This is a genomic window from Nocardia sp. NPDC058519 (genome assembly GCF_042719755.1).
Classification (GTDB): domain Bacteria; phylum Actinomycetota; class Actinomycetes; order Mycobacteriales; family Mycobacteriaceae; genus Nocardia.
The window spans coordinates 16,010-36,654 of record NZ_JBHXNK010000023.1 but is presented as its reverse complement, the minus strand read 5'-3'; the positions used below and the strand labels follow the sequence as shown (position 1 = coordinate 36,654).

The 20,645-nt window shown below is 66.5% G+C and carries 22 protein-coding genes; 14 read left to right on the top strand and 8 right to left on the bottom strand.

All coding sequences use genetic code 11. From position 1 onward, the window contains the following. Positions 1 to 158 precede the first annotated feature (158 nt). Genes ACFWPK_RS23825 through ACFWPK_RS23810 form a run of 4 tightly spaced genes read left to right on the top strand, consistent with a single transcriptional unit; the run spans position 159 to position 3,890 of the window. Positions 159 to 2,003: a hypothetical protein gene (locus ACFWPK_RS23825; protein ID WP_378919369.1), complete on the top strand. Its 1,845-nt coding sequence runs from the start codon at positions 159 to 161 to the stop codon at positions 2,001 to 2,003. Then, positions 2,003 to 2,194, top strand: coding sequence for a hypothetical protein (locus ACFWPK_RS23820; protein ID WP_378919367.1), 192 nt, complete (start codon positions 2,003 to 2,005; stop codon positions 2,192 to 2,194). Before ACFWPK_RS23825 ends, ACFWPK_RS23820 begins: the two co-directional genes overlap by 1 nt. Then, complete coding sequence (locus ACFWPK_RS23815; protein WP_378919205.1) at positions 2,191 to 2,559, top strand: hypothetical protein; 369 nt, start codon at positions 2,191 to 2,193, stop codon at positions 2,557 to 2,559. Before ACFWPK_RS23820 ends, ACFWPK_RS23815 begins: the two co-directional genes overlap by 4 nt. Next, positions 2,556 to 3,890: a hypothetical protein gene (locus ACFWPK_RS23810; protein ID WP_378919203.1), complete on the top strand. Its 1,335-nt coding sequence runs from the start codon at positions 2,556 to 2,558 to the stop codon at positions 3,888 to 3,890. Before ACFWPK_RS23815 ends, ACFWPK_RS23810 begins: the two co-directional genes overlap by 4 nt. Before the next feature lie 9 nt (positions 3,891 to 3,899). On the opposite strand, the gene ACFWPK_RS23805 is transcribed toward ACFWPK_RS23810, so the two are convergent. Then, positions 3,900 to 4,928, bottom strand: a complete 1,029-nt coding sequence (locus tag ACFWPK_RS23805; protein WP_378919201.1) for a serine hydrolase domain-containing protein — start codon at positions 4,926 to 4,928, stop codon at positions 3,900 to 3,902. A gap of 166 nt (positions 4,929 to 5,094) precedes the next feature. Here ACFWPK_RS23805 and ACFWPK_RS23800 point away from each other — a divergent pair, with 166 nt between their 5' ends. Then, positions 5,095 to 5,739 carry a GNAT family N-acetyltransferase gene (locus ACFWPK_RS23800; protein WP_378919199.1) on the top strand — a complete coding sequence of 215 codons (645 nt, stop codon included), beginning with the start codon at positions 5,095 to 5,097 and terminating at the stop codon, positions 5,737 to 5,739. A gap of 45 nt (positions 5,740 to 5,784) precedes the next feature. Here the strand turns inward: ACFWPK_RS23800 and ACFWPK_RS23795 are convergent, their stop codons facing one another. Together ACFWPK_RS23795 and ACFWPK_RS23790 are read right to left on the bottom strand one after the other, a co-directional pair. Continuing rightward, a complete protein-coding gene (locus tag ACFWPK_RS23795) occupies positions 5,785 to 6,057 on the bottom strand; it encodes a hypothetical protein (RefSeq protein ID WP_378919197.1) in 273 nt (90 codons plus the stop codon). Between the two features lie 31 nt (positions 6,058 to 6,088). Next, positions 6,089 to 6,613: an RNA polymerase sigma factor gene (locus tag ACFWPK_RS23790; RefSeq protein WP_378919195.1), complete on the bottom strand. Its 525-nt coding sequence runs from the start codon at positions 6,611 to 6,613 to the stop codon at positions 6,089 to 6,091. 363 nt (positions 6,614 to 6,976) lie between these two features. Between ACFWPK_RS23790 and ACFWPK_RS23785 the strand changes: the two genes are divergently transcribed. The 6 genes from ACFWPK_RS23785 to ACFWPK_RS23760 all read left to right on the top strand — a co-directional run bounded on the left by ACFWPK_RS23785 (position 6,977) and on the right by ACFWPK_RS23760 (position 15,096). Further along, complete coding sequence (locus ACFWPK_RS23785) at positions 6,977 to 8,629, top strand: ATP-binding cassette domain-containing protein (protein ID WP_378919193.1); 1,653 nt, start codon at positions 6,977 to 6,979, stop codon at positions 8,627 to 8,629. Beyond that, on the top strand, positions 8,629 to 10,002 hold the full coding sequence (locus tag ACFWPK_RS23780) for a hypothetical protein (protein ID WP_378919191.1): 1,374 nt from the start codon (positions 8,629 to 8,631) through the stop codon (positions 10,000 to 10,002). The genes ACFWPK_RS23785 and ACFWPK_RS23780 overlap by 1 nt, the downstream gene beginning before the upstream one ends. 7 nt (positions 10,003 to 10,009) lie before the next feature. Next, positions 10,010 to 10,666 carry a histidine phosphatase family protein gene (locus ACFWPK_RS23775; protein ID WP_378919189.1) on the top strand — a complete coding sequence of 219 codons (657 nt, stop codon included), beginning with the start codon at positions 10,010 to 10,012 and terminating at the stop codon, positions 10,664 to 10,666. An 11-nt stretch (positions 10,667 to 10,677) separates the two neighbouring features. After that, positions 10,678 to 11,724, top strand: coding sequence for a protein kinase family protein (locus ACFWPK_RS23770; RefSeq protein WP_378919187.1), 1,047 nt, complete (start codon positions 10,678 to 10,680; stop codon positions 11,722 to 11,724). Positions 11,725 to 11,907: 183 nt separating this feature from the next. Then, the gene (locus ACFWPK_RS23765; protein ID WP_378919185.1) at positions 11,908 to 13,536 is read left to right on the top strand and encodes an amidohydrolase; all 1,629 of its coding nucleotides are present in this window, start codon (positions 11,908 to 11,910) and stop codon (positions 13,534 to 13,536) included. 9 nt (positions 13,537 to 13,545) lie between these two features. Continuing rightward, the gene (locus tag ACFWPK_RS23760) at positions 13,546 to 15,096 is read left to right on the top strand and encodes an MFS transporter (RefSeq protein ID WP_378919183.1); all 1,551 of its coding nucleotides are present in this window, start codon (positions 13,546 to 13,548) and stop codon (positions 15,094 to 15,096) included. A gap of 70 nt (positions 15,097 to 15,166) precedes the next feature. Here the strand turns inward: ACFWPK_RS23760 and ACFWPK_RS23755 are convergent, their stop codons facing one another. Further along, positions 15,167 to 15,928: a class I SAM-dependent methyltransferase gene (locus tag ACFWPK_RS23755; RefSeq protein WP_378919182.1), complete on the bottom strand. Its 762-nt coding sequence runs from the start codon at positions 15,926 to 15,928 to the stop codon at positions 15,167 to 15,169. A gap of 115 nt (positions 15,929 to 16,043) precedes the next feature. Here ACFWPK_RS23755 and ACFWPK_RS23750 point away from each other — a divergent pair, with 115 nt between their 5' ends. Further along, positions 16,044 to 16,934: a ribonuclease Z gene (locus ACFWPK_RS23750; protein WP_378919180.1), complete on the top strand. Its 891-nt coding sequence runs from the start codon at positions 16,044 to 16,046 to the stop codon at positions 16,932 to 16,934. A gap of 40 nt (positions 16,935 to 16,974) precedes the next feature. Here ACFWPK_RS23750 and ACFWPK_RS23745 read toward each other — a convergent pair whose 3' ends face one another. Together ACFWPK_RS23745 and ACFWPK_RS23740 are read right to left on the bottom strand one after the other, a co-directional pair. Next, positions 16,975 to 17,385 (bottom strand): hypothetical protein, encoded by a 411-nt coding sequence (locus ACFWPK_RS23745; protein WP_378919178.1) that lies wholly within the window; start codon positions 17,383 to 17,385, stop codon positions 16,975 to 16,977. 74 nt (positions 17,386 to 17,459) lie between these two features. Further along, a complete protein-coding gene (locus ACFWPK_RS23740) occupies positions 17,460 to 18,113 on the bottom strand; it encodes a TetR/AcrR family transcriptional regulator (protein WP_378919176.1) in 654 nt (217 codons plus the stop codon). Positions 18,114 to 18,208: 95 nt separating this feature from the next. Between ACFWPK_RS23740 and ACFWPK_RS23735 the strand changes: the two genes are divergently transcribed. Next, positions 18,209 to 18,583 carry a nitroreductase family deazaflavin-dependent oxidoreductase gene (locus ACFWPK_RS23735; protein WP_378919174.1) on the top strand — a complete coding sequence of 125 codons (375 nt, stop codon included), beginning with the start codon at positions 18,209 to 18,211 and terminating at the stop codon, positions 18,581 to 18,583. 6 nt (positions 18,584 to 18,589) lie between these two features. Here the strand turns inward: ACFWPK_RS23735 and ACFWPK_RS23730 are convergent, their stop codons facing one another. Together ACFWPK_RS23730 and ACFWPK_RS23725 are read right to left on the bottom strand one after the other, a co-directional pair. After that, positions 18,590 to 18,940 carry a cupin domain-containing protein gene (locus ACFWPK_RS23730; protein WP_378919172.1) on the bottom strand — a complete coding sequence of 117 codons (351 nt, stop codon included), beginning with the start codon at positions 18,938 to 18,940 and terminating at the stop codon, positions 18,590 to 18,592. Beyond that, positions 18,937 to 19,731: a methyltransferase domain-containing protein gene (locus tag ACFWPK_RS23725; protein ID WP_378919170.1), complete on the bottom strand. Its 795-nt coding sequence runs from the start codon at positions 19,729 to 19,731 to the stop codon at positions 18,937 to 18,939. Before ACFWPK_RS23725 ends, ACFWPK_RS23730 begins: the two co-directional genes overlap by 4 nt. Positions 19,732 to 19,853: 122 nt before the next feature. On the opposite strand from ACFWPK_RS23725, the gene ACFWPK_RS23720 reads away from it, so the two are divergent. Continuing rightward, positions 19,854 to 20,516, top strand: a complete 663-nt coding sequence (locus ACFWPK_RS23720) for a transcriptional regulator (RefSeq protein ID WP_378919168.1) — start codon at positions 19,854 to 19,856, stop codon at positions 20,514 to 20,516. The last annotated feature ends 129 nt before the right edge of the window (positions 20,517 to 20,645 follow it).

Sequence of the window (20,645 nt, the reverse complement as noted above, 5' to 3'; positions counted from 1 at the left end):
ATTTTGAAATATTCGTTATTCACCTTTCGGTTAGCAAAACTCAACGAATTGTCGGCGGTGAGGCGCGGGGTATCGGTGCCGCGCGGAATTCGGGATACTGTTCTTTACCCCGCAGAGCCGGACGCTTCGACATCGGAGGAACCGCCGTGGCCACAGTGATGACCGATCCGTCGATAATTCCGGTCGCGCAGGGCACCGAAGGCGGTGGCGCTGCCCTCGATCAAGTCGCCCTGATGACCGGCGCTGCCGCCGTGGTCGGTGCGGTGCTGCTGTGGGTGGCCTACCTGCATCGGACGCGGCGCATCACCTGGCTGCAGCGGCTGGCCGACTTCAGCGGTCGCATCATGAACCGTCCCGGCTGGGTGGCGCTGCCGATCGCGATGTTCCTCGCGACCATCCTCACCGCGTTTCTCGGCTTCATCTGGGATGTGAGCCTGCACGTGGGCAAGGGCCGCGACGCCGGACCGCTGGCCAACCCGGCGCACTACTTCATCCTGGTCGGCCTGTTCTTCCTCTTCATGGCAGGGATGCTGGCCGTCATCCTGCCGCTCGACGAGAAGCCGGGCAGGGCCGCGGTGAAGATCACCCGCGACTGGTACGCCCCCGTCGGCGGCATCTTGATCGCGGGTGCCGGTTTGTACGCGCTGATCGGGTTCCCGCTCGACGACATCTGGCATCGCCTGTTCGGCCAGGATGTCACGCTCTGGGGGCCCACCCACCTGATGCTCATCGGTGGCGCGGGTCTGTCGCTGATCGGCGTGCTGCTGCTCGAACTCGAAGGCCGATACAACCGGCCCGATCCCGAGCGGATCGACGGGCGGTTCCTCTGGGTGATTCAGGCCTTCGCTTTCGGTGGCCTGGTCATCGGACTGTCGGTGTTCGGAGTCGAGTTCGACTTCGGCGTCGAGCAGTTCCGGCTGGTGCTGCAACCGATGCTGATCGTCTTCGCCGCCACGATCGCGCTGATCTCGGCGCGGTTGGCGCTGGGCCCACTCAGCACACTGCTGCTGGTGGCCTTCGCCTTCTGTGTGCGGTACATCGTCGCGGTCCTCGTCGGCACCGGATTCGAGGCGCCGCGCAACGTGTTTCCGCTCTACCTCGGTGCCGCGATCGTGGTCGAACTGCTCGCCCTCCTACCGCTGATTCGCCGACCGCTCTGGTGGGGTGCGCTCACCGGGCTCGGTGTGGCGACCGTGGGCATCTGGCTCGAATCGCTGTGGATCGAGCGGATGTTCGTCAATCCCTGGGTCGGCGGGATGTGGCTGGAACTGCTCGCGATGGCGGTGCCGGTCGGCGTGGCCGGCGGTGTGATCGGCGCGATGCTCGGCACCGTCTTGCGCGGCGAGGCACTGCCCAAGCCCGCGGTGCGGCGTGGAATCGTGGTCGCCGCTGTGGTGATCGCGGCCGCGGCGACCACGAACGGGCTGATCATCCGGGTGCCGGAGAACGCGTCGGCGACCGTCACGCTCACCGACGCCGATCCCGAGGGCGGGCGGATGGTCACCGCCGACATCCGGCTCTCCCCCGCGGATCTGATCAGCTCCGATCCGGAATGGGTGGAGATCCTGTCCTGGCAAGGCGGCACCGGCGATGACAGCCCCGGCCACGGCCTCGTCGTGGACAGGCTGCGTCGCGTCGCCGACGACCACTTCGTTTCCACCCGGCCCGTCCCCGTGCACGGCACCTGGAAGACTTTGCTGCGCGTGCAGGACGGGCGCATGCAGTCCGCGCTCCCGATCTTCATGCCGCTCGATCCCGGTATCGGTGCCGCGGAGGTGCCCGCGCCCGCGAGCTTCACGCGGCCGTTCGTCGAGGAGATCTCGGTACTGCAGCGCGAGCGGTCCTTCGACCATCCGTCCTGGCTGATCAGCGTCGCGGGCCTGGTGGTGCTCGCGTGCAGCCTGGCTTTGATCGCGGCGATGGCGTGGGGCGCCGCCCGGGTCAACGACCGCTATCTGGCGGCCGGCAGCACGCCGGACCAGAAGGCAACGGTCGAACCTTGATCCGCCAGGAGAATGTCGATCTTCTCGCCGACCATTCCCTCCTGCTGGCGATCCCGGCCTTCCTGCCCGCGGTCGCGCTGGTCGGGCTGGTGCTGTTCATCGCGATGCGCGACCGGCGCGCGGAGAAACGCGAAAATGCTTCCACGCAAGCAGAATCCGGGCAGAACGACCGCACCGAGGAGATCCCGTGACCCGTCGTCGGCTCCGGTTCGGCCTACTCACGGTCGCCGCGGGTTCACTGCTCGTCGGCTGCGCATCGGGCGAGCGGACCAACGAACCCGCGAGTGCGGCCCTCATCATCGACATTCGGATCGCGAACGGCGCGGTGTCCCCGGCCAATACACGCACCGAAGCCGAGGTCGGGCAACGCATCGTCTTGCGTGTCGACAGTGACACCACCGACGAACTGCATGTCCACTCCGCCCCCGCGCACACCTTTTCCGTCGCCGCTGCTTCCGGCCAGGAGTTCGGCTTCACGGTGACGGTGCCAAGCCAGGTGGCGGTCGAACTGCACCACCTCGGACGGACGGTGACGACGCTGCTGGTCCGGCAGTGAGTTCGACGGTGCTCGCCCACGGCCTCAACGGCGCGGCGGACCTGCCGATTCCACTCACCTACGCGTTGATCGGTGCGGCGTGGGCGCTGACCTTCTCGTTCGCGCTGCTGTTCCTCACCTGGCGCCGGCCCCGGCTCGACCCCGAATCGCCGGGATTCGCACTGCCCGCGCCGGTACGGCGGATGATCGACGCCCGCGCGACGCGGACGGTCATCGCCACCGCGAGCGTGTTCGTCACCGCCTGCGTGATCGTCATCGCGGTGTTCGGTTCCTCGGATCCGGCCCTGAATCCCGTGCCAGGAGTGCTGTACATCGGCGTCTGGGTCGGGGTGATGGTGGCGTCCCTGCTGACCGGACCGGTCTGGAAGATCCTCTCCCCCGTCAGGGCGATCCATCGATTCGGCTGCCTGCTGCTGCGACGCTCGCCCGAGCGCGGACTTCTCCGCTATCGCGAGCAATGGGGTTACCTCCCGGCGGTGATCGGCCTGTTCTCCTTCGTGTGGCTGGAATTGGCTTGGCGCACACCGGGGTCGGTTGGCGCGGTGCTGACCTGGCTGCTCGGCTATCTGGTCGTGACCTCGATCGGGCTCGTGCTGTTCGGCACCGTCTGGGCAGAGCGGGCCGATCCGCTCGAGGTGTACAGCACGCTGCTGGCACACCTGAGCCCCTACGGCCGCGACCGCGCGGGGCAGCCGGTATTGCGGATGCCGCTGAACAATCTCGCGGGGACTCCCGGACTCGCCGGATCTGTCGCGGTCGCGGCGACGCTGCTCGGATCCACCGCCTTCGACAGCTTCTCCACTTTCCCGCGGTGGCTCGAACTGGTCGACGACCTGGCTCCGGTCGTCGACCCGACGCTGACGCGCACGGCCGGACTGCTGGTCTTCATCGGGGTGGTCGGCGGGCTGTTCTCCGTCGCCGCGCGTGCCACCGGCGGTGTCTCCCCCGCTGATCGAGTGCTGCTCCCGCGGCGGCTGGCGCTCAGCCTCACGCCGATCGTGGCGGGCTATCTGATCGCCCATTACCTGACGTTTCTCCTCGAGAAGGGGCAGGCGACGGTGTTGCTGTTCGCGGATCCGCTGGACCGTGGATGGAATATCGCGGGCCTGGCCGATCGTGACGTCGCCTACGTGCTGTCGAGTCATCCGGGTGTGCTCGCCACCTGCAAGGTGCTCGCGGTCCTGATCGGCCACATCCTCGGCGTCGCCGCCGCACACGACCGCTGCCTGCTACTTCTGCCCCCACGTCACCGGCTGACCGGCCAGCTGGCATTGATGCTGACCATGGTCGGCTTCACGTTCACCGGGCTGTATCTGCTGTTCGGGGGTTAGGGATCCTGGTCAGGGGCACAGTGCGCGGGTCAGGATGGCCATATAGCTTGTGCCGCAGGACAATTCGGCGGACATCACGCCGAGACCGTATTCGGGCATGCCGTCTACGCCGGTCGGCAAGGCGGCGAGCATCTGCTGTAGTTCCGGTGCCGCCACCACTTTTCCGGCCACCAGGTCCAGGAAATATCGGTTGAGGTCGTCGCCGGTGGAGACCAGCGCGCCGGCCGCCCAAGGCACGGACGGTTCGATCCGGGTGACGTCTGTGCGAATGCCGTTGATCGGCGCGTAACCACGCGGGTGCGGGCCACGGATATCGTGCTCGCCGGTGGCGGGCAGATATGTTCCAGTCAGGCCGAGTGGGCGAATGATCCTGTCCTGCAACGCATCCGTGTAAGGGCGCCCGGTGATTCGCTCGACCAGCATCGCGGCGAGAAGATAGTTCGTGTTCGTGTAGGTGAACCGGGCGCCTGGCGCGAACTGCGCCGGGCGCCGCAGCGCGATGGCGAGCTGGTCGTCGGGGGTGAACGTGCGGCCGTCGAGGGCCGCGCCGTACTCGTCGATCTCCGGGGAATCGGCGAACTCCGGTAATCCGCTGCGGTGCTGCAGGATCTGACGCACCGTGATGACCCGTCCGTCGACACTGTCGCCAACGATCGAGCCGGGCAGATAGGTATCGATGGGCTCGTCGAGCTGGATTCGCCCCTCCGTCACCAATTGCAGCACGATCGCCGCGATAAAGGACTTAGAGACACTGCCCACCCGAACCTGCTGCGGCGGCTCGGCCGGAATCGGCACACCAGTGGCGCGATCGCCGACACCAGCGGCCAATGTGGTGGTCTCGCCGTTCTCGGTAAGTGTCGCGATCACCCCTGACACACCCGAGGCCACTGCCGCGTCGATGTCATCGCGCACCCGCTGCACCCGGTCCGGCGATTCCGCACGGCTCTCGGTGGAAGAGATCGCGGGAACGTCGTCCGGACTCGAACACCCCACCAGCGAGACGACAACCGCGATCGCAACGATCGAAAACCAACGCATGCTCCGACCATAGGAATCGCCAACCGCCCACACATCCGGGACAACCCCTGACCTCACCCGGAGATCGCGTTGTTCGGTCGTGACGCTGGTCGCCCACGCCGTTCCGGTGGGGCAGTCACCGTGAAAATGGGGTGAGCGGGGTGCGGGCCGCCCCGCAGAATGACTCATGCTCATCGACCACTGGCCCCTGTTCGGACTGCGGCTCACCACGCCCCGCCTGGAACTCCGTCTGCCCTCCGGCGACGAGCTCGCCGCGCTGGCCGATCGCGCGGCAGAAGGCGTCCACGACCCCGACCGCATGCCCTTCACCGTCCCGTGGACAGATCTCGCTCCCCTCGAACGAGCACGCTCGGTGGTTCAGCACCACTGGCTCCAACTCGGCACCTGGACCCCCGGCAACTGGGCACTCAACCTCGCGGTATTCGAACACGGCCGAATCGTCGGCCAGCAGACGATCGCCGCCCGCGACTACGCGACCCTGCGTGAGGTCGACACCGGCTCCTGGATCGGTCTACGACACCAAGGGCGCGGCATCGGCACCGAAATGCGCGCGGCGGTCCTGCATCTCGCATTCGCGGGACTGCAAGCCACCGACGCGGTCTCGGGCGCCTTCGCCGACAACCCGTCCTCGTTCCGGGTCTCCGAGAAGCTCGGCTACGAACCCGACGGGATCCAGCGCCTCACTGTGCGCGAGAGGGTCACCGTCATGCGCCGAGTGCGCCTCTCGCGCACACAATGGGAGAGCCGGCAGCGAACAACCGTCACGATCGACGGACTCACCCCGTGTCTGCCCCTGCTCGGCGCCGGATGATCTGGCTTCGAGCGACCGGCTGGATTGTCGGCCGCTCGAAGGCACCTAGGGAGCGACTCGATGGGTGCCGCCGACGGTCAATGTGCACTGGCCGTCTCCACAGGAGCGCTGGAGCCGACCCCTCGACAGGGTCTGCATCAGCCCGATCGCCCAGCACGTCGGACACCCGCGCAACGCGACCAAACCGACGGGCAGCAACAACAAGCCGATCGGCCCGACAACCGGGATCAGCGCCACCGACCCGACCAGCGCACCGAACCCCACCCCGCCGCGCACCAGGTGCTCGAACATGGACTTACTCGCGAAATCATCGCTCATCATTTCCTCCAGCAGCGTCACCAGGCGTGGCCTATAGAACTTGTCGAACTGCCGCCCGCGCCCGGTGCAGCCGCGATTTCATCGCCGCCGTACCGAGCCCGAGCGCGTCGGCGACCATCCGCCCGCTGTAGCCCTGAACGTCGCGCATGATCAGCACGCTGCGCTGGTCCGCGGGCAACTCGGCAACCGCGGCCGCCACCCTGCCCGCCTCCAGTCGTCGCAGCACCTCGTCCTCGGCTGAGTCAGCCGAGATGTTGTCCTGCACGGGGATTCGTCCCGACAGACTCGTCCGCGCGCGACGCAGGCACTCGTTGCGAACGATCCGGAACATCCACGACGCCAGCGCACCGGAAGCCCGCAACATCCCGATCTTGCGATACAGGATGATCAGCGCCTCCTGGGCCGCGTCCTCGGCGTCTTCCGGGGTGGCGCACAGGGAATAGGCGAACCGCTGAATATGCGGATGCGAACCCGACACCAACGCCGCGATCGAGTCCACGTCCCCACCCTGCGCGGCGACGATCAACTGCTGATCAGGCCAGCGCGACTCACCCACGCCCAGCTCGTTTGCGCTTCACCACGACCATGCACGTGCACAGCAGCACCAAGCCGACGACAACACCGATACCGATGACCACAACAAACCTCCGTGTCCCGTCCCGACGTCCGTCGCGACACACATAAGAGGCACCGGTGACGCAGAAGGATTCACCCGCGTGCCCGAAATCTCGTTGGCAACCGACGCGCACCTCGGTATCGTTCGAATCATGCACACAGGCACCGCGATGATGAAGCCCTGGTCGCTCCGCTGACGGCGGCGACCCGCATTCGATCTATTTTCTGACGCCGCTGTCCCGGGTATTCACGCCGGGCGGTCATTCGTGCTGTCCCGGCTCCTTCCTCGAGCTGCGGAGAATCTGTGTCCATCTCTCATATCGGCCGATCCGGCCTGTCCACTCACCTTCCGGCCGGCGCGAACGCCCACATCAGGGCGACGTCGATCCAGGTCACCCTCGGATCGCGAGCGGTGCTCAGCGACGTCTCACTCACGGTGTCGGCTCGTTCACGGCTCGCCATCGTCGGGGAGAACGGGCGTGGAAAATCCACGTTGCTGCATGTGCTTGCGGGGCTGCTCGTCCCGGATAGCGGCTCGGTCACCCGGGTCGGCACCGCGGGTGTTGCCCAGCAGGCCATAGCTTTTCGCGCGGGTGAGACCGTGGGCGACCTGGTCGCCGAGACGATCGAACCGGCGTTGCGAGCACTGCGCGACCTCGATGCCGCCACTCTCTCGCTCACCGACGGACAACCGGGAGCCGACGACGCCTACGCGGGCGCCCTGGACGCCGCCACCCGGCTCGATGCCTGGGATGCCGAACGCCGCGTCGACATCGCGCTGTCGGCGCTGCACGCCTGCACCGACCGGGAGCGCCCTTTGGCGATGCTGTCCGTCGGGCAACGCTATCGAGTCCGGTTGGCGTGCCTGCTCGGGTCCACCCAGGACATCCTGCTGCTGGACGAACCGACGAATCACCTCGACCGGGACGGACTCGACTTCCTGACCGCTCGCCTGCGGGCCCATACCGGCGGGCTGGTGGTCGTCAGCCACGACCGTGCGCTCCTGCGTGATGTCGCCGAGGAGTTCCTCGACCTCGATCCCAGCCAGGACAGTCGCGCTCAGCTCTTCGCAGGCGGCTACGCGGGTTGGCAGGCGGGCCGGGCTCGCGCACGCGAGCGATGGGAGCACGAATACGAGGAGCAGCTGAGCGAGGGGGCGCGCCTGCGAGAAGCGGTAGCCGGTGCCCGTGACCGTCTCAGCACCGGCTGGCGACCGGACAAAGGACACAGCAAACATCAACGCCAATCGCGGTCACCGGGTCTGGTGCAGGCGCTGAAGCGTCGCCAATCCGATCTCGAGGAGCACGTTGTCACCGTGCCCGAACCTCCGCTGAGACTGCGCTTTCCCGAGTTGCGTGCGCGCCCCGGCACACCCATCGTCAGCGCGGACGACATCACGGTGACCGGTCGACTCGGCGCTCCCGTGACGCTGTCTCTCGAAGCGGGCGAACGTCTCCTGATCACCGGCCACAACGGTGCGGGCAAGTCCACCCTGCTCGCCGCACTCGCGGGCGCGCTCGAGCCGTCCACGGGCACCGTCCGCCACCACGGATCTGCCCGCATCGCCCTCATCGGCCAAGAGGTCCCCGCCTGGGACCCCGACCTGACCGCCCAGGACCTCTACGACCAGCACACCCGAAACCTGCACCTACACAACAACATCGACCCCATACCACTCGCCGCCACCGGCCTGCTCGAACAACGATCCCGCCACACCCCCGTCGCCCGCCTGTCCCAGGGCCAACAACGCCGCCTCCACCTAGCCATCCAACTAGCCACCCGCCCCCACCTCCTCCTCTGCGACGAACCGACCAACCACCTGTCCATACCCCTGGTCGACGAACTCACCACCGCCCTCTCGACCACCCCCGCCGCCATCGTCGTCGCCACCCACGACCGCCAAATGCTCACCGACCTATCCCACTGGCCCCACCTACCGCTCAGCACGATGTCCTGATGACCAGCGCCGCAGCCGGATCGCGTTGCCGTGGACGGTCAGAATGTCAGTGCCGGAATCTAGGCTCCTCTCATCATGTGGGGGGAGGAGCGACAGTGGGCTCGATATTGGTGACGGCTGCAACTGTGCTGGTGTTGTTTGCATGGGACGGCGTCGAGCATCAGGGGATCGCCGGCGCCTGGCCGGAACTATCCGGTGCCGCAGCGCTGTGGATGCTCGGTGTGTGGGTGGTGTGGTTCGAGGAATCGGGTTCTGCCCCAGCGCCCTCGTGGATGGAGCAGCCCGAGAATCGTTTTGGTGAAGCGGAACTCACGCCGCTGGTGGCGGCGGTGCAGACGTTGACACCCGAACCAGCGGTGATGACCACCGTCCGGGAGTCCGTCGGCAAAGATCGGGACGAGGTCTTGTGCATGCTCCTCGGCGCGATCGAGGAGGTCGGCATCTTGGCTTGGATCGACGAGGAATGCAACCAGACAGTCGACTCGCTTCGCACTGACCTGGAATCGACGCCGTTCTTTCCGCAACGCCTGCCATGGGATTGGGTCGACGCGGCGATCGCCGAGGGTGATTGCGATGCCCTGGCGACCGAATTGGGTGCGCGATGCCTCGAAGAGGGCGTCGCCGCAGTCGGATTCATGGACGAGGGCTTCGGTGCGGAGATCGTCGGCTGGGCTATGGTCTTCATGGATCTCGAGCGAGCCGATACCTTCCTGACACACTTCACGCGGGCCGGGTATTCGGCTGTCATTTTGGGCAGGAGCGTGTGGCAAGCCCGCTACCGCGCGGTCGACGACATCAATCGGGTTGCCGACGCGATCGATCTGCTGGTCGATGAGCAACTCGACCGGGGAGGCGCGCCCACGGGATTCGACATCGAATGTCCGCATACCTGGTGTGACAAACCGTGGCATGGACTTCCGATCATCGCTGGACAGGACCGCGCGAGTGCCCGCGATACCGCGCCGATCCTGTGTCCTGGATCGTTGTTCGAAGGCGCGTTCGTCCCGCCGCCACCAGCGCCGATTCCGCCGTTCAAGAATTCACGGGTCGGCGACTCCACCAGCATCGCCGCCCGCATCGGGCTCCGCATTGTCCTGGTCGCGCTCGCCTGCCTGAGCTTCGGCTTCCTGGCTTGGGGGCTGCTGTTGCGACTGGCGCTTGTCACCGGCCGACGTCGCGACTGGGCGCTGTGCTGGCTGGTGATTCTTATTCACGTTCTCATCTGGACGCTGTTGAGCATGGACCCCGGTGAGGAGATCGGTACGTGGCAGGGGGAACTAGGGATGTATCTACTCTTCGGAACACTCATCGTGACCACGGCCTACTACTTGGCGACTGACATCTGCTGGTACCGCTCATCCGTACGCTGGTGAGTGGCGCATGTTCGGAGGAGGAAGCGAGTTGCGCAGTATCTACGTGGTCACACATCCCGAAGCGACGCATCATCTCGAGCGGCTCGTCGGCGGGTGGTTCGACTCCGAGCTCACCGCGGCCGGAAAGGTCGTCGCTGCAGCTACCGCCGAGGAGTTGCGAGCACGGATTCCCGAAGACGCTGGGGTGGAGCTGTATTCCTCGGATCTGCGACGCACAGTGCAGACGGCTGCGGCGGTCGGTGCCGCGCTGGGCGTCGAGGCGCTTCTCGACGCGCGGCTACGCGAGAAGTCGTACGGCGAGGCAGGAGGCAGGCCGCAGCGGTGGCTCGATGACAGGTTCGTCCCCCCGCCTGTCGTCGGCGACCGAATGCGGCATGACGAAGGCATTCCGGATGCAGAGACGAAAGCGGTCTTCGCGCAACGCGTCTACGCGGCTATGGACTCGATAGTGGCGAGCACCTGCCGACACCAGGTCGTCGTGACACATGGCGGCAGCCTCACCTTTGTCGTCGCGGCCTGGATCGGTATGCCCATCGAGTCGGCGGGATATGCGGCATTCCGGGCCACCCCCGGAGGTATCACCGAACTCAGGGAAGACGACTTCTTCCACAACCGTCAGGTGTTGCGCCTCGATGACACTCGCCACCTGCGTGATCCCGCGTGAAGAGTTCTGAGATGTCGCGCGGGGCGCGGATGGCGGCGCATGGTGCTGTCTCCGCTTCCCTTGCGCTGCACAGTGATGCCGAGCTGGGCGAACTCGTCGATGCTGCGGTGCCGCTGGGGTCCGGGATCGGTGGGAAGTCGGCTTTGGTGGAGGTCTGCGGGGTTCCGGTCTTCGTCAAGCGGGTGCCGCTGACCGATTGGGAGCGGCGGCCGGAGAACGTTCGGTCCACGGCGAATCTGTTCGGGCTGCCGATGATGTGCCATTACGGCATCGGCGGGCCCAGCTTCGGGGCTTGGCGAGAACTCGCCGTCCACGCTATGACGACGGGCTGGGTACTGGCGGACGAGTTCGACGGGTTCCCCGTGATGCACCACTGGCGGGTACTGCCGGACTCGACGCCCCTGCCCGACGAACTGGCCGATGTCGAGCGCGTCGTCGCGTACTGGGGTGGCGGTTCGGCGGTGCGCGACCGGATCGAGGGTCTCCAGCAGTCCTCGGCGAGCATCGCACTGTTCCTGGAGTACATCCCGCAGAACCTGCATCAGTGGCTGGGCCGGCAAGTCGACGCAGGCGCCGAGGCCACCGACCGCGCCTGCACCATGGTCGAACGCGAACTGCACGCCGGGATCGCGTTCATGAACAGCCGAGGCCTGCTGCACTTCGACACCCACTTCGAGAACATCCTCACCGATGGACAGCGCCTCTATTTCGCCGATTACGGCCTGGCGATCTCCACCCGATTCGAACTGTCGCGACAGGAGATCGACTTCTACGACGGGCACCGCACCTACGACCACTGCTACGCGGTGTCCTATCGGACCCGATGGCTGGTCACCGCCCTGTATGGCGGTGACGACCGCACCGAACGAATAGCCTCGTACGCCCGAGACGAGCGCCCCACCGGAATCCCCGAGATACCCGCATCGATCATCGCTCGCGATGCCCCGCTCTCCGTGGTCATGGCGGACTTCTTCCATCGACTCCAACAGGAGAGCAGACAAACCCCGTACCCACGGGAGGAGCTCGACCGCATCCTCCGAATCGACAGCACGCCCTGATCGACCGGACATCCGCGCGCACCTGACCTGCCACATCCGCCATCGGTGAAACCTGCTGTCGCCAAAATTGACAAGAAGGTATCTTCGCGGCCCGTCGGTTTTCGGGCGGCATCGCGAAGGGGCATACTCGAGATCCGTACGCGCTGACACCATTCCCCGCACCATCAGTTGCCGGAGGATCTCATGTCGTCTGCTGATCTCGTAATCCTGGGCACGGTCCTGACCGTCGACGAAGCGAACCCGACAGCAGAGGCGATCGCCGTTCGAGACGGGCGCATCGTGGCCGTCGGGAATCGGTCCGAGGTCGAAGACTGGATCGGAACGGACACCCAGGTCGGAAACCTCGGCGACGGGTGCGTGATGCCGGGGTTGATCGAGGCACACGGTCACCCACTTATGGAGGCGATCGTTCTTTCCGACCGTATGGTCGACATCCGACCGGTCACCGTGCGCAACGCCGAGGATGTCGTTGCCGCCGTCCGAGACGCGGTGGCCGAGCGCGGCGACGACGGCGCGTACCTGATCGGCTGGGACGCGTTGTTGCAGGACGGTCTCCCCGCGCCGACGCTCGCGTGGCTCGACTCGATCGCTCCGGATACACCGCTGGTCATTGTGCACAACTCAGGACATCTGTGCTATTTCAACTCGGTTGCCGGTCGGCGAGCCGGGCTTACGCGCGACACCCCCGACCCGACGGGTGCCCGCTACGGCCGGAACGAGAACGGCGAACTCGACGGCACTGCCTACGAAACCGGCGCGGTATTCCCGCTGGTCCGATCCGCGATCGGCGACGAAGAAATGTACCCGTCGATGCTGCGCGCCGAATGTGCCCGGCTGAACGCAGCGGGTTTGACCACGTGTTCGGAAATGGCCTTCACCCCGGCGTTCCGCTCAGTACTCGACGACATGCGGAATGCCGGTGCGTTGACTGTGCGGATCCGTACATACGAGGTTTCCAATCCCGCGCTGAAGACCGACATGGTCCCGGTCAACGGCGATGACATGGTTCGTCAGGTCGGCATCAAGATCTGGGTCGACGGGTCACCGTGGATCGGCAATATCGATCTGACCTTTCCCTATCTCGATACGCCGGACGTACGGACCATCGGCGTCACACCGGGCTCGTGCGGCCACGCGAACTACACCAAAGACCAATTGCGCGAGATCGTCGGCGCCTACTTCCCGCTCGGCTGGCCGATGGCCTGCCATGTGCAAGGAGACGCCGGTGTCGACACGATCCTCGACGTGTACGAGGAAGTGCTGCGGGAGCATCCGCGCGAGGACCATCGGTTGCGCCTCGAACATGTCGGCGCGATGCGGCCCGACCAGTTCGAGCGAGCCGCGCGCCTCGGCGTGACCTGCAGTATCTTCGTCGACCAAGTGCACTACTGGGGCGACGTCATCGTCGACGGGTTGTTCGGCCCCGAACACGGGTCGCACTGGATGCCCGCAGGCACCGCCCTTGCTGCGGGCGTGCGGATTTCGTTCCACAACGATCCGCCGGTGACGCCCGAGGAGCCGCTGCGCAACATCAGCGTCGCGATCACCCGCATCACGCCGAGCGGCCGGGTAATCGGTCCCGAGGAGCGGGTCGGTGTCGACCAAGCGATCCGCGCGCAAACGATCGACGCCGCGTATCAGCTGTTCGCCGACGACATCATCGGCTCACTCGAAGTCGGAAAGTACGCCGACATGGTGGTGCTTTCGGCCGATCCGCGCACAGTGCCGCCGGAACAGATAGCCGATCTGGAGGTCCGCGCGACTTTCCTTGCCGGGCAGCAGGTGTACGGCCGAGCGCTCGTCACGCACTGAGAAACAACGATGGCCTCGGTGGACTCCTCCGGGTCGGTGGTGCACGCACCGCAGGTGACCGGGCTCGCGGCAACGATGACCGTCGTCGCGATGGGGCTGGGGTTCAGCATCGCGAACGCGGATCCGACGATTCTTTCCGCAGACATCGCGCAGGTGCGCGCCGGTCTCGGAATGACCGGCAGCACAGCGAGTTTTGTCGCGAGTCTCGCGACGCTCACCCTTGCCGCCGCCGTTCTGGGTGCCGGTGCGCTCGGTGACCGCTTCGGCAAGAGGCGCCTGTTCGTCGTCGGCCTGCTCTCGACGATCGTGTTCAACCTGGTCGCGGCGGCCGCGCCCAACGCAGGGACGTTGATGGTCGCCCGCGCGGGCGCCGGTGTGGGCTTTGCCCTCCTGCTCGGGCTGTCGCTGGCGATCGTGAACGACGTGTTCCCTCCCGACCGGCGCGCAGGCGCGATCGCGTGGTATCTGGGAGCGGCGTTTGCCCTATCGGCACCGCAGCCTGCGATCGGAAGCATGCTCGCCGAGCACTTCGGCTGGCGTGCCGGATTCCTTGTCACGCCGGTGGTCGCGGTCATAGCGCTGGTCATCACCCTGCGGTTCGTACCGGAGACTCTGCGCGCACAGCGCAAGCTCGATCTGGCGGGGCTCGCGCTCGTCGCGGCCGCGCTGCTCTGCACCGTCTACGGCATCTCGCGCCTCGCCGAAGGACTGAAGATCGGCACCGTCGTCCCACTCGCCATCGGTGCCCTCGCCGGCGCCGTATTCGGCTGGCGTGAATTGCACACGCCGACTCCCGCTGTGGATCTGCGCATTTTCGGTTCGACCCGGTTCACGGTCGCGGTCTGCGCCGGTGCCACGTACAACTTCCTCACCGGTGGATGCACGATTCTGTTCGCGTACTACCTCGTGACGATCCGCGGCGAGTCGCCGGCGATGCTGGGACTACTCCTGGTACCCGCGACGATCATGCAGGCGCTCGCAGCTACCGGTGCCGGTAAAGCAGCGGGTCGTTTCGGGGATCGGACAGTCCTCGTCACCGGGTTGGTGGTTCTGCTCGCCGGCTTGCTCGTCTTGACCGCTCTCGGCGAGCACACCCCGATGATCGTGCTGTTCGCGGCGGTCGCCCTCGTCTCCGTCGGCGGGGCGGTTGTCCAGACGCCACAGTCCACGATCATGATGAGCAGCGCGCCGGCCGATCTCGGTGGAGCGGTGTCGGCCGTGAAGTCCGCGACCGGCCAAGCCGCGTACTCACTCGGCCCCACCCTGTTCGCGCTCCTCGGCACGACGATGTTCCTTCAGGACGGGCGGGAAAAGCTCGCGCGCACTGACATCACGGAAGAACAGGCGCGAGAGGCGTTGCGCGTGGCGCACGGCGGGACGACCGCGGGCAGCGGTGGAACGAACGTCCTGGATCCGGAGCGAGCCCGGGCGGTTGTCGAAGGCGCAACCGAAAGCATGCTGGGCGCCATACACACGTTGGGCCTGGTCATGGCGTCGGTGCCGCTGGCAGCCATCGCAGTCGCGGTGATTCTGCTGCGGCCCGAGGAAAACGACGGATGAGGCCGCAACCCCGCATTGATTGCGCGAACCGAAACTGCCACATCACCCTGCGCGCAGCCTCATCCACTACTCACCGACGACGAGCGGTGATGAGCCAAGCGCGCGAGTCGAAGTACACGCCGCTGTCGGTCTGATGGTCGGCCAGGGTCTCGTGCAGCCGCGCACGGGCTCGCTCGGCTTTCGCGGGCTCGAGGTCGGCGAGGAAGGCTGTGAATCCGGTCAGGCGGAGCAGGTTGTCGTAGGCGGCCGCACTGTCGGGGCCGTAGTACACGGGCTCGTCGATATCGGTGAAGTCGATATCGGTGAAACCTGCTGTCGCCAACATGGATTCGGTGGCGGTCGGGTCGGCGAGCGAGAACGGGCCGCGACCGGGCGTAGCTATCGCGGTGGCGAGGACGTCGCTGAACACCGATGCCCATTCATTGCGGTCATGGCCTTGCCAGACCAGCCACGCGAGACGACCCCCGGGACGCAGTGCGCGCGCGATATTGGTGAACGCCGCGACCGGATCGGCGAAGAACATCACACCGAATCTGCTGATGCATATGTCGAAATACGCTGGCGGGAAAGGCTTTACCTGTGCGTCCGCGAGTTCGAAACTGATATTCGACGGCCCCTCGTCGTCGCTGATCCGACGCGCCTGTTCGAGCATCACCTCCGAGATGTCGACCCCGACCGCACTCCCGTCGACGGCCGCACGGGCCGCCTCCCGGGTGGTCTGCCCTGTGCCACAACCGATGTCGAGCACGCGATCAGCGGCACCGAATCGCGCGGCGGCGAAAAAGTGCGCGTTGTGCAGACGTAGCTCGGCGTCGTACTCGAACAGATCCATTGTCGTCCTCCGGAAGCTGTGGCATCGGCGCGAGCCTGGGCGAGTGGCACGCACTCCGTCCATCTCACCATCGCGGCGACGTGACAGCGACGCGACGACCCGCCAGGATGGGTCGATGTCGACACGAGAACTCGTCGTCCTCGGCACAGCCGGTGCTGTGCCCACCCGCCGTCGCAACCACAACGGCTACCTCCTGCGCTGGGACGGGCAGGGCGTGCTGTTCGATCCCGGCGAGGGCACCCAGCGGCAGATGGCCCACGCCGGTGCGTCCGCGACCGAACTGAATTGGCTGTGCGTCACCCATTTCCACGGTGACCACTCGTTGGGCGTTCCCGGAATCGTCCAGCGGCTGGGTCGCGACGGGGTGCCCCATGATGTGCACGCCGTGTACCCCGCAGAGAGCGCCGAATATTGGGAACGACTGCGGTACGCGACGAGCTACTACGGCTCGCCCAGTCTCGTCGAGCACCCGGTGAGTGGCCCCGGCGAAACGCTGCAAGGCGATGGTTTCACCCTCACCGCACTCCCCCTCGACCACAGCATCCCCACCTACGGCTACCGCCTCGTCGAACCGGACAGCCGAACGTTTCTGCCGGAGAAACTGCGTGAGCACGGCATCTCCGGCGCCGCGATCCGCGAGCTGTCGGGACCACTACTGGCGGAATGCTCGGCACCGCGACCCGGCCAGAAGGTCGCCTTCGTCATGGATACTCGCCTGTGCGACAACATCTTCGAGCTCGCGGCCGACGTCGACATGCTGATCATCGAGTCCACTTTCCTCGACTCCGAGACAGATCAGGCGCACGAACGCGGCCACCTCACGGCCCGTCAGGCGGGCGAGGTAGCGCGCGCTTGCGGCGTGAAAATACTTGTGCTGACTCATTTTTCAGAGCGCTACACCGAGCGGGAGGATTACCTGTTCACCGAACAAGCAGCCTTTCCCGGCGCCGTCCTCGCCCACGATCTCGACCGCGTCGCCCTCCCCGCACGACGCACGGACAGCTGAAGACAGCCGCAGCATGCCGCTGCGGCTGTCGGCGAATCCGTTAGAAGCCGAAACTTCCGGTCGACGGAGTAGCGGTCGGAACCTTGACCGTGACCAGCTCCGAGAACGCGAACTCGGCGCCGTTGACGCAGCCACCGCGTGCGGTGATCGTGGTGCCGGGCTCGAGACCGTCGAGCGAGGTCACGACCGTCTTGCCGGGGTCGGCCAGCGATTCCGGTTGGCTGTCACCGAAGAAGACGTGGTTGTTCTCGGCGCCGACGCCCGCCTCTGCCCAGCACTGTCCCCGATCGTTCGGGTTGCGCAGGGTGGCGGTGACGGTGCCCGCCGCGGTACCGGCGAAGCTGATCTCGGGTGCTACGAACGGCGTGGCCGCGCCCGCGGGCGCGACGGGACCGAATGCGACCACGGCGGCGGATACGGCCAGGAATGCTCCAGAAATTCGTCTGTTCATCACACGTTTGATGCTGCACGACAACAGATTCCGGCACAAGGACAGCGGTGCCCCAGCAATCGGGGGCTGGCGCCTCAGCGCTGACCCCGGCGTGCTTCGAGCGCGTCCAGGATCAGATCCAGACCGAAACCGAACTCGCCCGAGTAGTCGTACCCCGGTTGCAGGGCGTGCTCGACGATCATCTCGGTGAGATAGGGCAACTCGGCCGTCGGCAGGTTCGCGAGAATGCCGCCCGCGACATCCTCGACATCCGCCGGCACGGACACGGGCAGGTTCGCCTCTTGCAGGACGAACCCGCCGACATAGCTGTCGATCAGCGAGACCGCATGCGCGGCCATCGGCAGCGAAAACCCGGCCTCCCGAAGCACTCCCAGGACCGCATCGTGATGGCGGAGCGTCGCCGATCCCGGATTCCGCCGGGAATCCATCAGCCCGAGCGCCCAACTGTGTCGCGCCAGCACCGAACGCGCCGAGCCAGCCCGGCCCCGGATCGCATCCCGCCAATCAGTACAGTCCGCCTCGGGTAACTCGATCGCCGCGAACACCGCGTCGACAACGCCGTCGAGGATCGCGTCCTTGTTCGGCACGTGGTTGTAGAGCGACATCGCCTCCACTCCCAGCTCCTGTGCCACCCGCCGCATCGTGATGGCTTCGACTCCCCCACGGTCAGCTACCCGAATCGCGGCATCCAGCACACGATCGCGACTGAGCGGTTGCCGTACGGGCATGGGACCTCCTCGGTGACGAAAGTGTTGACAAGCTTACAGTTGTAAGTCAGCCTTACAGGTGTAAGCCACGCCCGGCCCGAACAAGGGAGCACCCCATGCCTATGCCGATCTGGTGGGGCCACATCAACAAGCGCCTCTTCAACCCCCGCGCCGTCGCAGGCGGAAAATGGCCGGTCCTCGTCCACACCGGCCGCACCTCGGGAGCGACCTACCGCACCCCACTCGATACCCACCCCGTTGAGAGCGGCTACCTCTTCGTTCTCGTCTACGGATCGGCCTCGGACTGGGTGCAGAACATCCTGGCCGCCGGCAGCGCGCAACTGCGGATCGACGGCACCGAGATTGCCCTCACCGCACCACGCATCGTCGGGAAAGACGAAGCCTTCCAGGCACTTCCCGCGGATGTCGCCCGCCCACCGAAGCTGCTCCGCATCACCGAGTTCCTCCGGATGGACCGGGTCGCGGGCTGAGAACGCCTACTCGGTCGACACGTTGCGCTGCAGCGTGACGTGCACAACCGCGTCTTCGCGCGCGACGAGCCGGTGCGGATCACCGCCGCTGATGTAGATCGTGGTCCCCGGTTCGAGGCGGTGCGCCTGCGTCGTCGCACCGGAGGTGACGTCCAGATCGATGATTCCGGACACGCAGCTGATCAAGATCGGACCGGGCGCGCGGTGCTCGTCGAGCACCTGCCCCTGCCGGAAGCTGATGCGTACCAGGGTTATTCCCGGTCCCTGCAGGATGCGCTGCGCGTTGGGCTGGTCGCCGTCTTTGGGCTGCCATGCGGTGGTGCCGGTGGCGATGGGCGTGCTGGTCTCGGTGGTCATGCGTTCGGCTTCCTGGCGACGACGGCGATGGCGACGAGGGCGCGCCGGTGGGTGTTGAAGGTGGCGCGCATGGCGAGGACGCGTTGCCTGGCCGAACGGTCGCGCAGCACATTGCGGACGATCCGGGCGGTACCGAGCAGGCCTTCGTCAGCGATTACCCGGCGTGGTCGCAGCAGCGCCATCGGCGCGAAAGTGACTGTCTCGATCTCGAATCCGCCCGCGGTGAGCAGGTCGGTCCATTCCGCCCGGGTGAGCGGCCGCGCGTTGACCTTGATGGAACGGGCGAGCGCCTTGCGGATCTCGGTCTTGATGCCGCCGTCGAGATCGTCCGGGGTCAGCGCGAGTTCGTGAATGGCGTAGCGCCCGCCCGGCCGGAGCACGCGGAACGCCTCGGCGATGATCGCGGACTTGTGCGGGTCGGTTTGCATCGTGAGCATCGCCTCGCCGACGACCGCGTCGGCCGAGCTCGCCGCCAGACCGGTGTCCGCGGCGTCCCCGGTGGTGACGGTCCCGGCGGTCCCGATCACCTCGGCGCTGCGGGCGGCAGCGGCGGCGTCGGCTTCGACGCCGCGATAGCTGGCCGGGACGCGGCCAAGGATGGCGGTGGCCGTCTTGCCCAGACCGGGGGCGAGTTCGACCACGTCCGCGCCGGGCAGGTGCGCGGCGTCGAGCATGCGTTCGGTCAGCTCGATCCCACCCGGGCGCAGCACGCGTTTGCCGAGGCGGGCGAGCAGCCAGTGTCCGGGGATGTGCGCGGAGTCGCGGTGGTCGAAGGGCAGTGGGGTATTCACAGGTGTGTTCCCGTCGGTTCGGCCGCAGGATGCGGCAGTCCTACAATCAAGCGAGAAGTGATGTCGTCAGGTGGTCGTCGCCGGACCGGATCGGCGCCGGTCATGGCGCGAGAGGAGCGCCGATGGTCAGCACACCCCGGCAGCGGGACAGGGTGTTCGCGCTGGTGCGTGATTCCCTCGAACCGCTGGACGCGCCGGTCGTGAGCCAGGCGCTCGGCATCCACATCACCACGGCGCGGTTTCATCTGAACGCGCTGATCGATGCGGGCCAGGTGGAGGGCACGTGGCTGCCGTCGGAGACGGTGGGTCGTCCACGCAAGGGCTATGTGGCGGTCGGCACCGATCCCACCGCGCCGGTACTGGCCGCCCTGCTGGCACAGCTGGGTGACACCACCGAGGCCCGGCGCGCGAAAGCCGCTGCGGCGGGTCGGATGTGGGCCGACACCCTGACCGATGTCGGTGAGCCGACCACCGACCTGCCAGATCCGGTCACGGTCGTGACCACGACGCTGACCCGGCTCGGCTTCCAGGTGTCCTCGGCGGTGTCGAGTTTCGGCACCCACGAGATCCAGATGTGCAACTGCCCGCTGCGGCGCATCGCGCGCGATGCGCCCGAGATCGTGATCGGTCTCCAGCAGGGGATGATCGAGCGGATTCTCGAGCGGCATTCGCCCGCGCTGGCTTCGCAATTCGCGGTCGAGGTCCGACCCGACACCAGCGGCGACTGCGGTGTCACCTTGCGGCTGAGCACCAGATCGACACAGTCGGCGCCGCTCGCGCGCTGAGCCCTGCGCTGCCACTCTCACCACCCTTCCCGATGCTCCCCCGGATCCCGATGATCCGCGGCCGACCTTATTTAAATGAATCTTGACCGATGCCGTAAGGCTAGGCTAACTTACTGCCATCAACTGGGC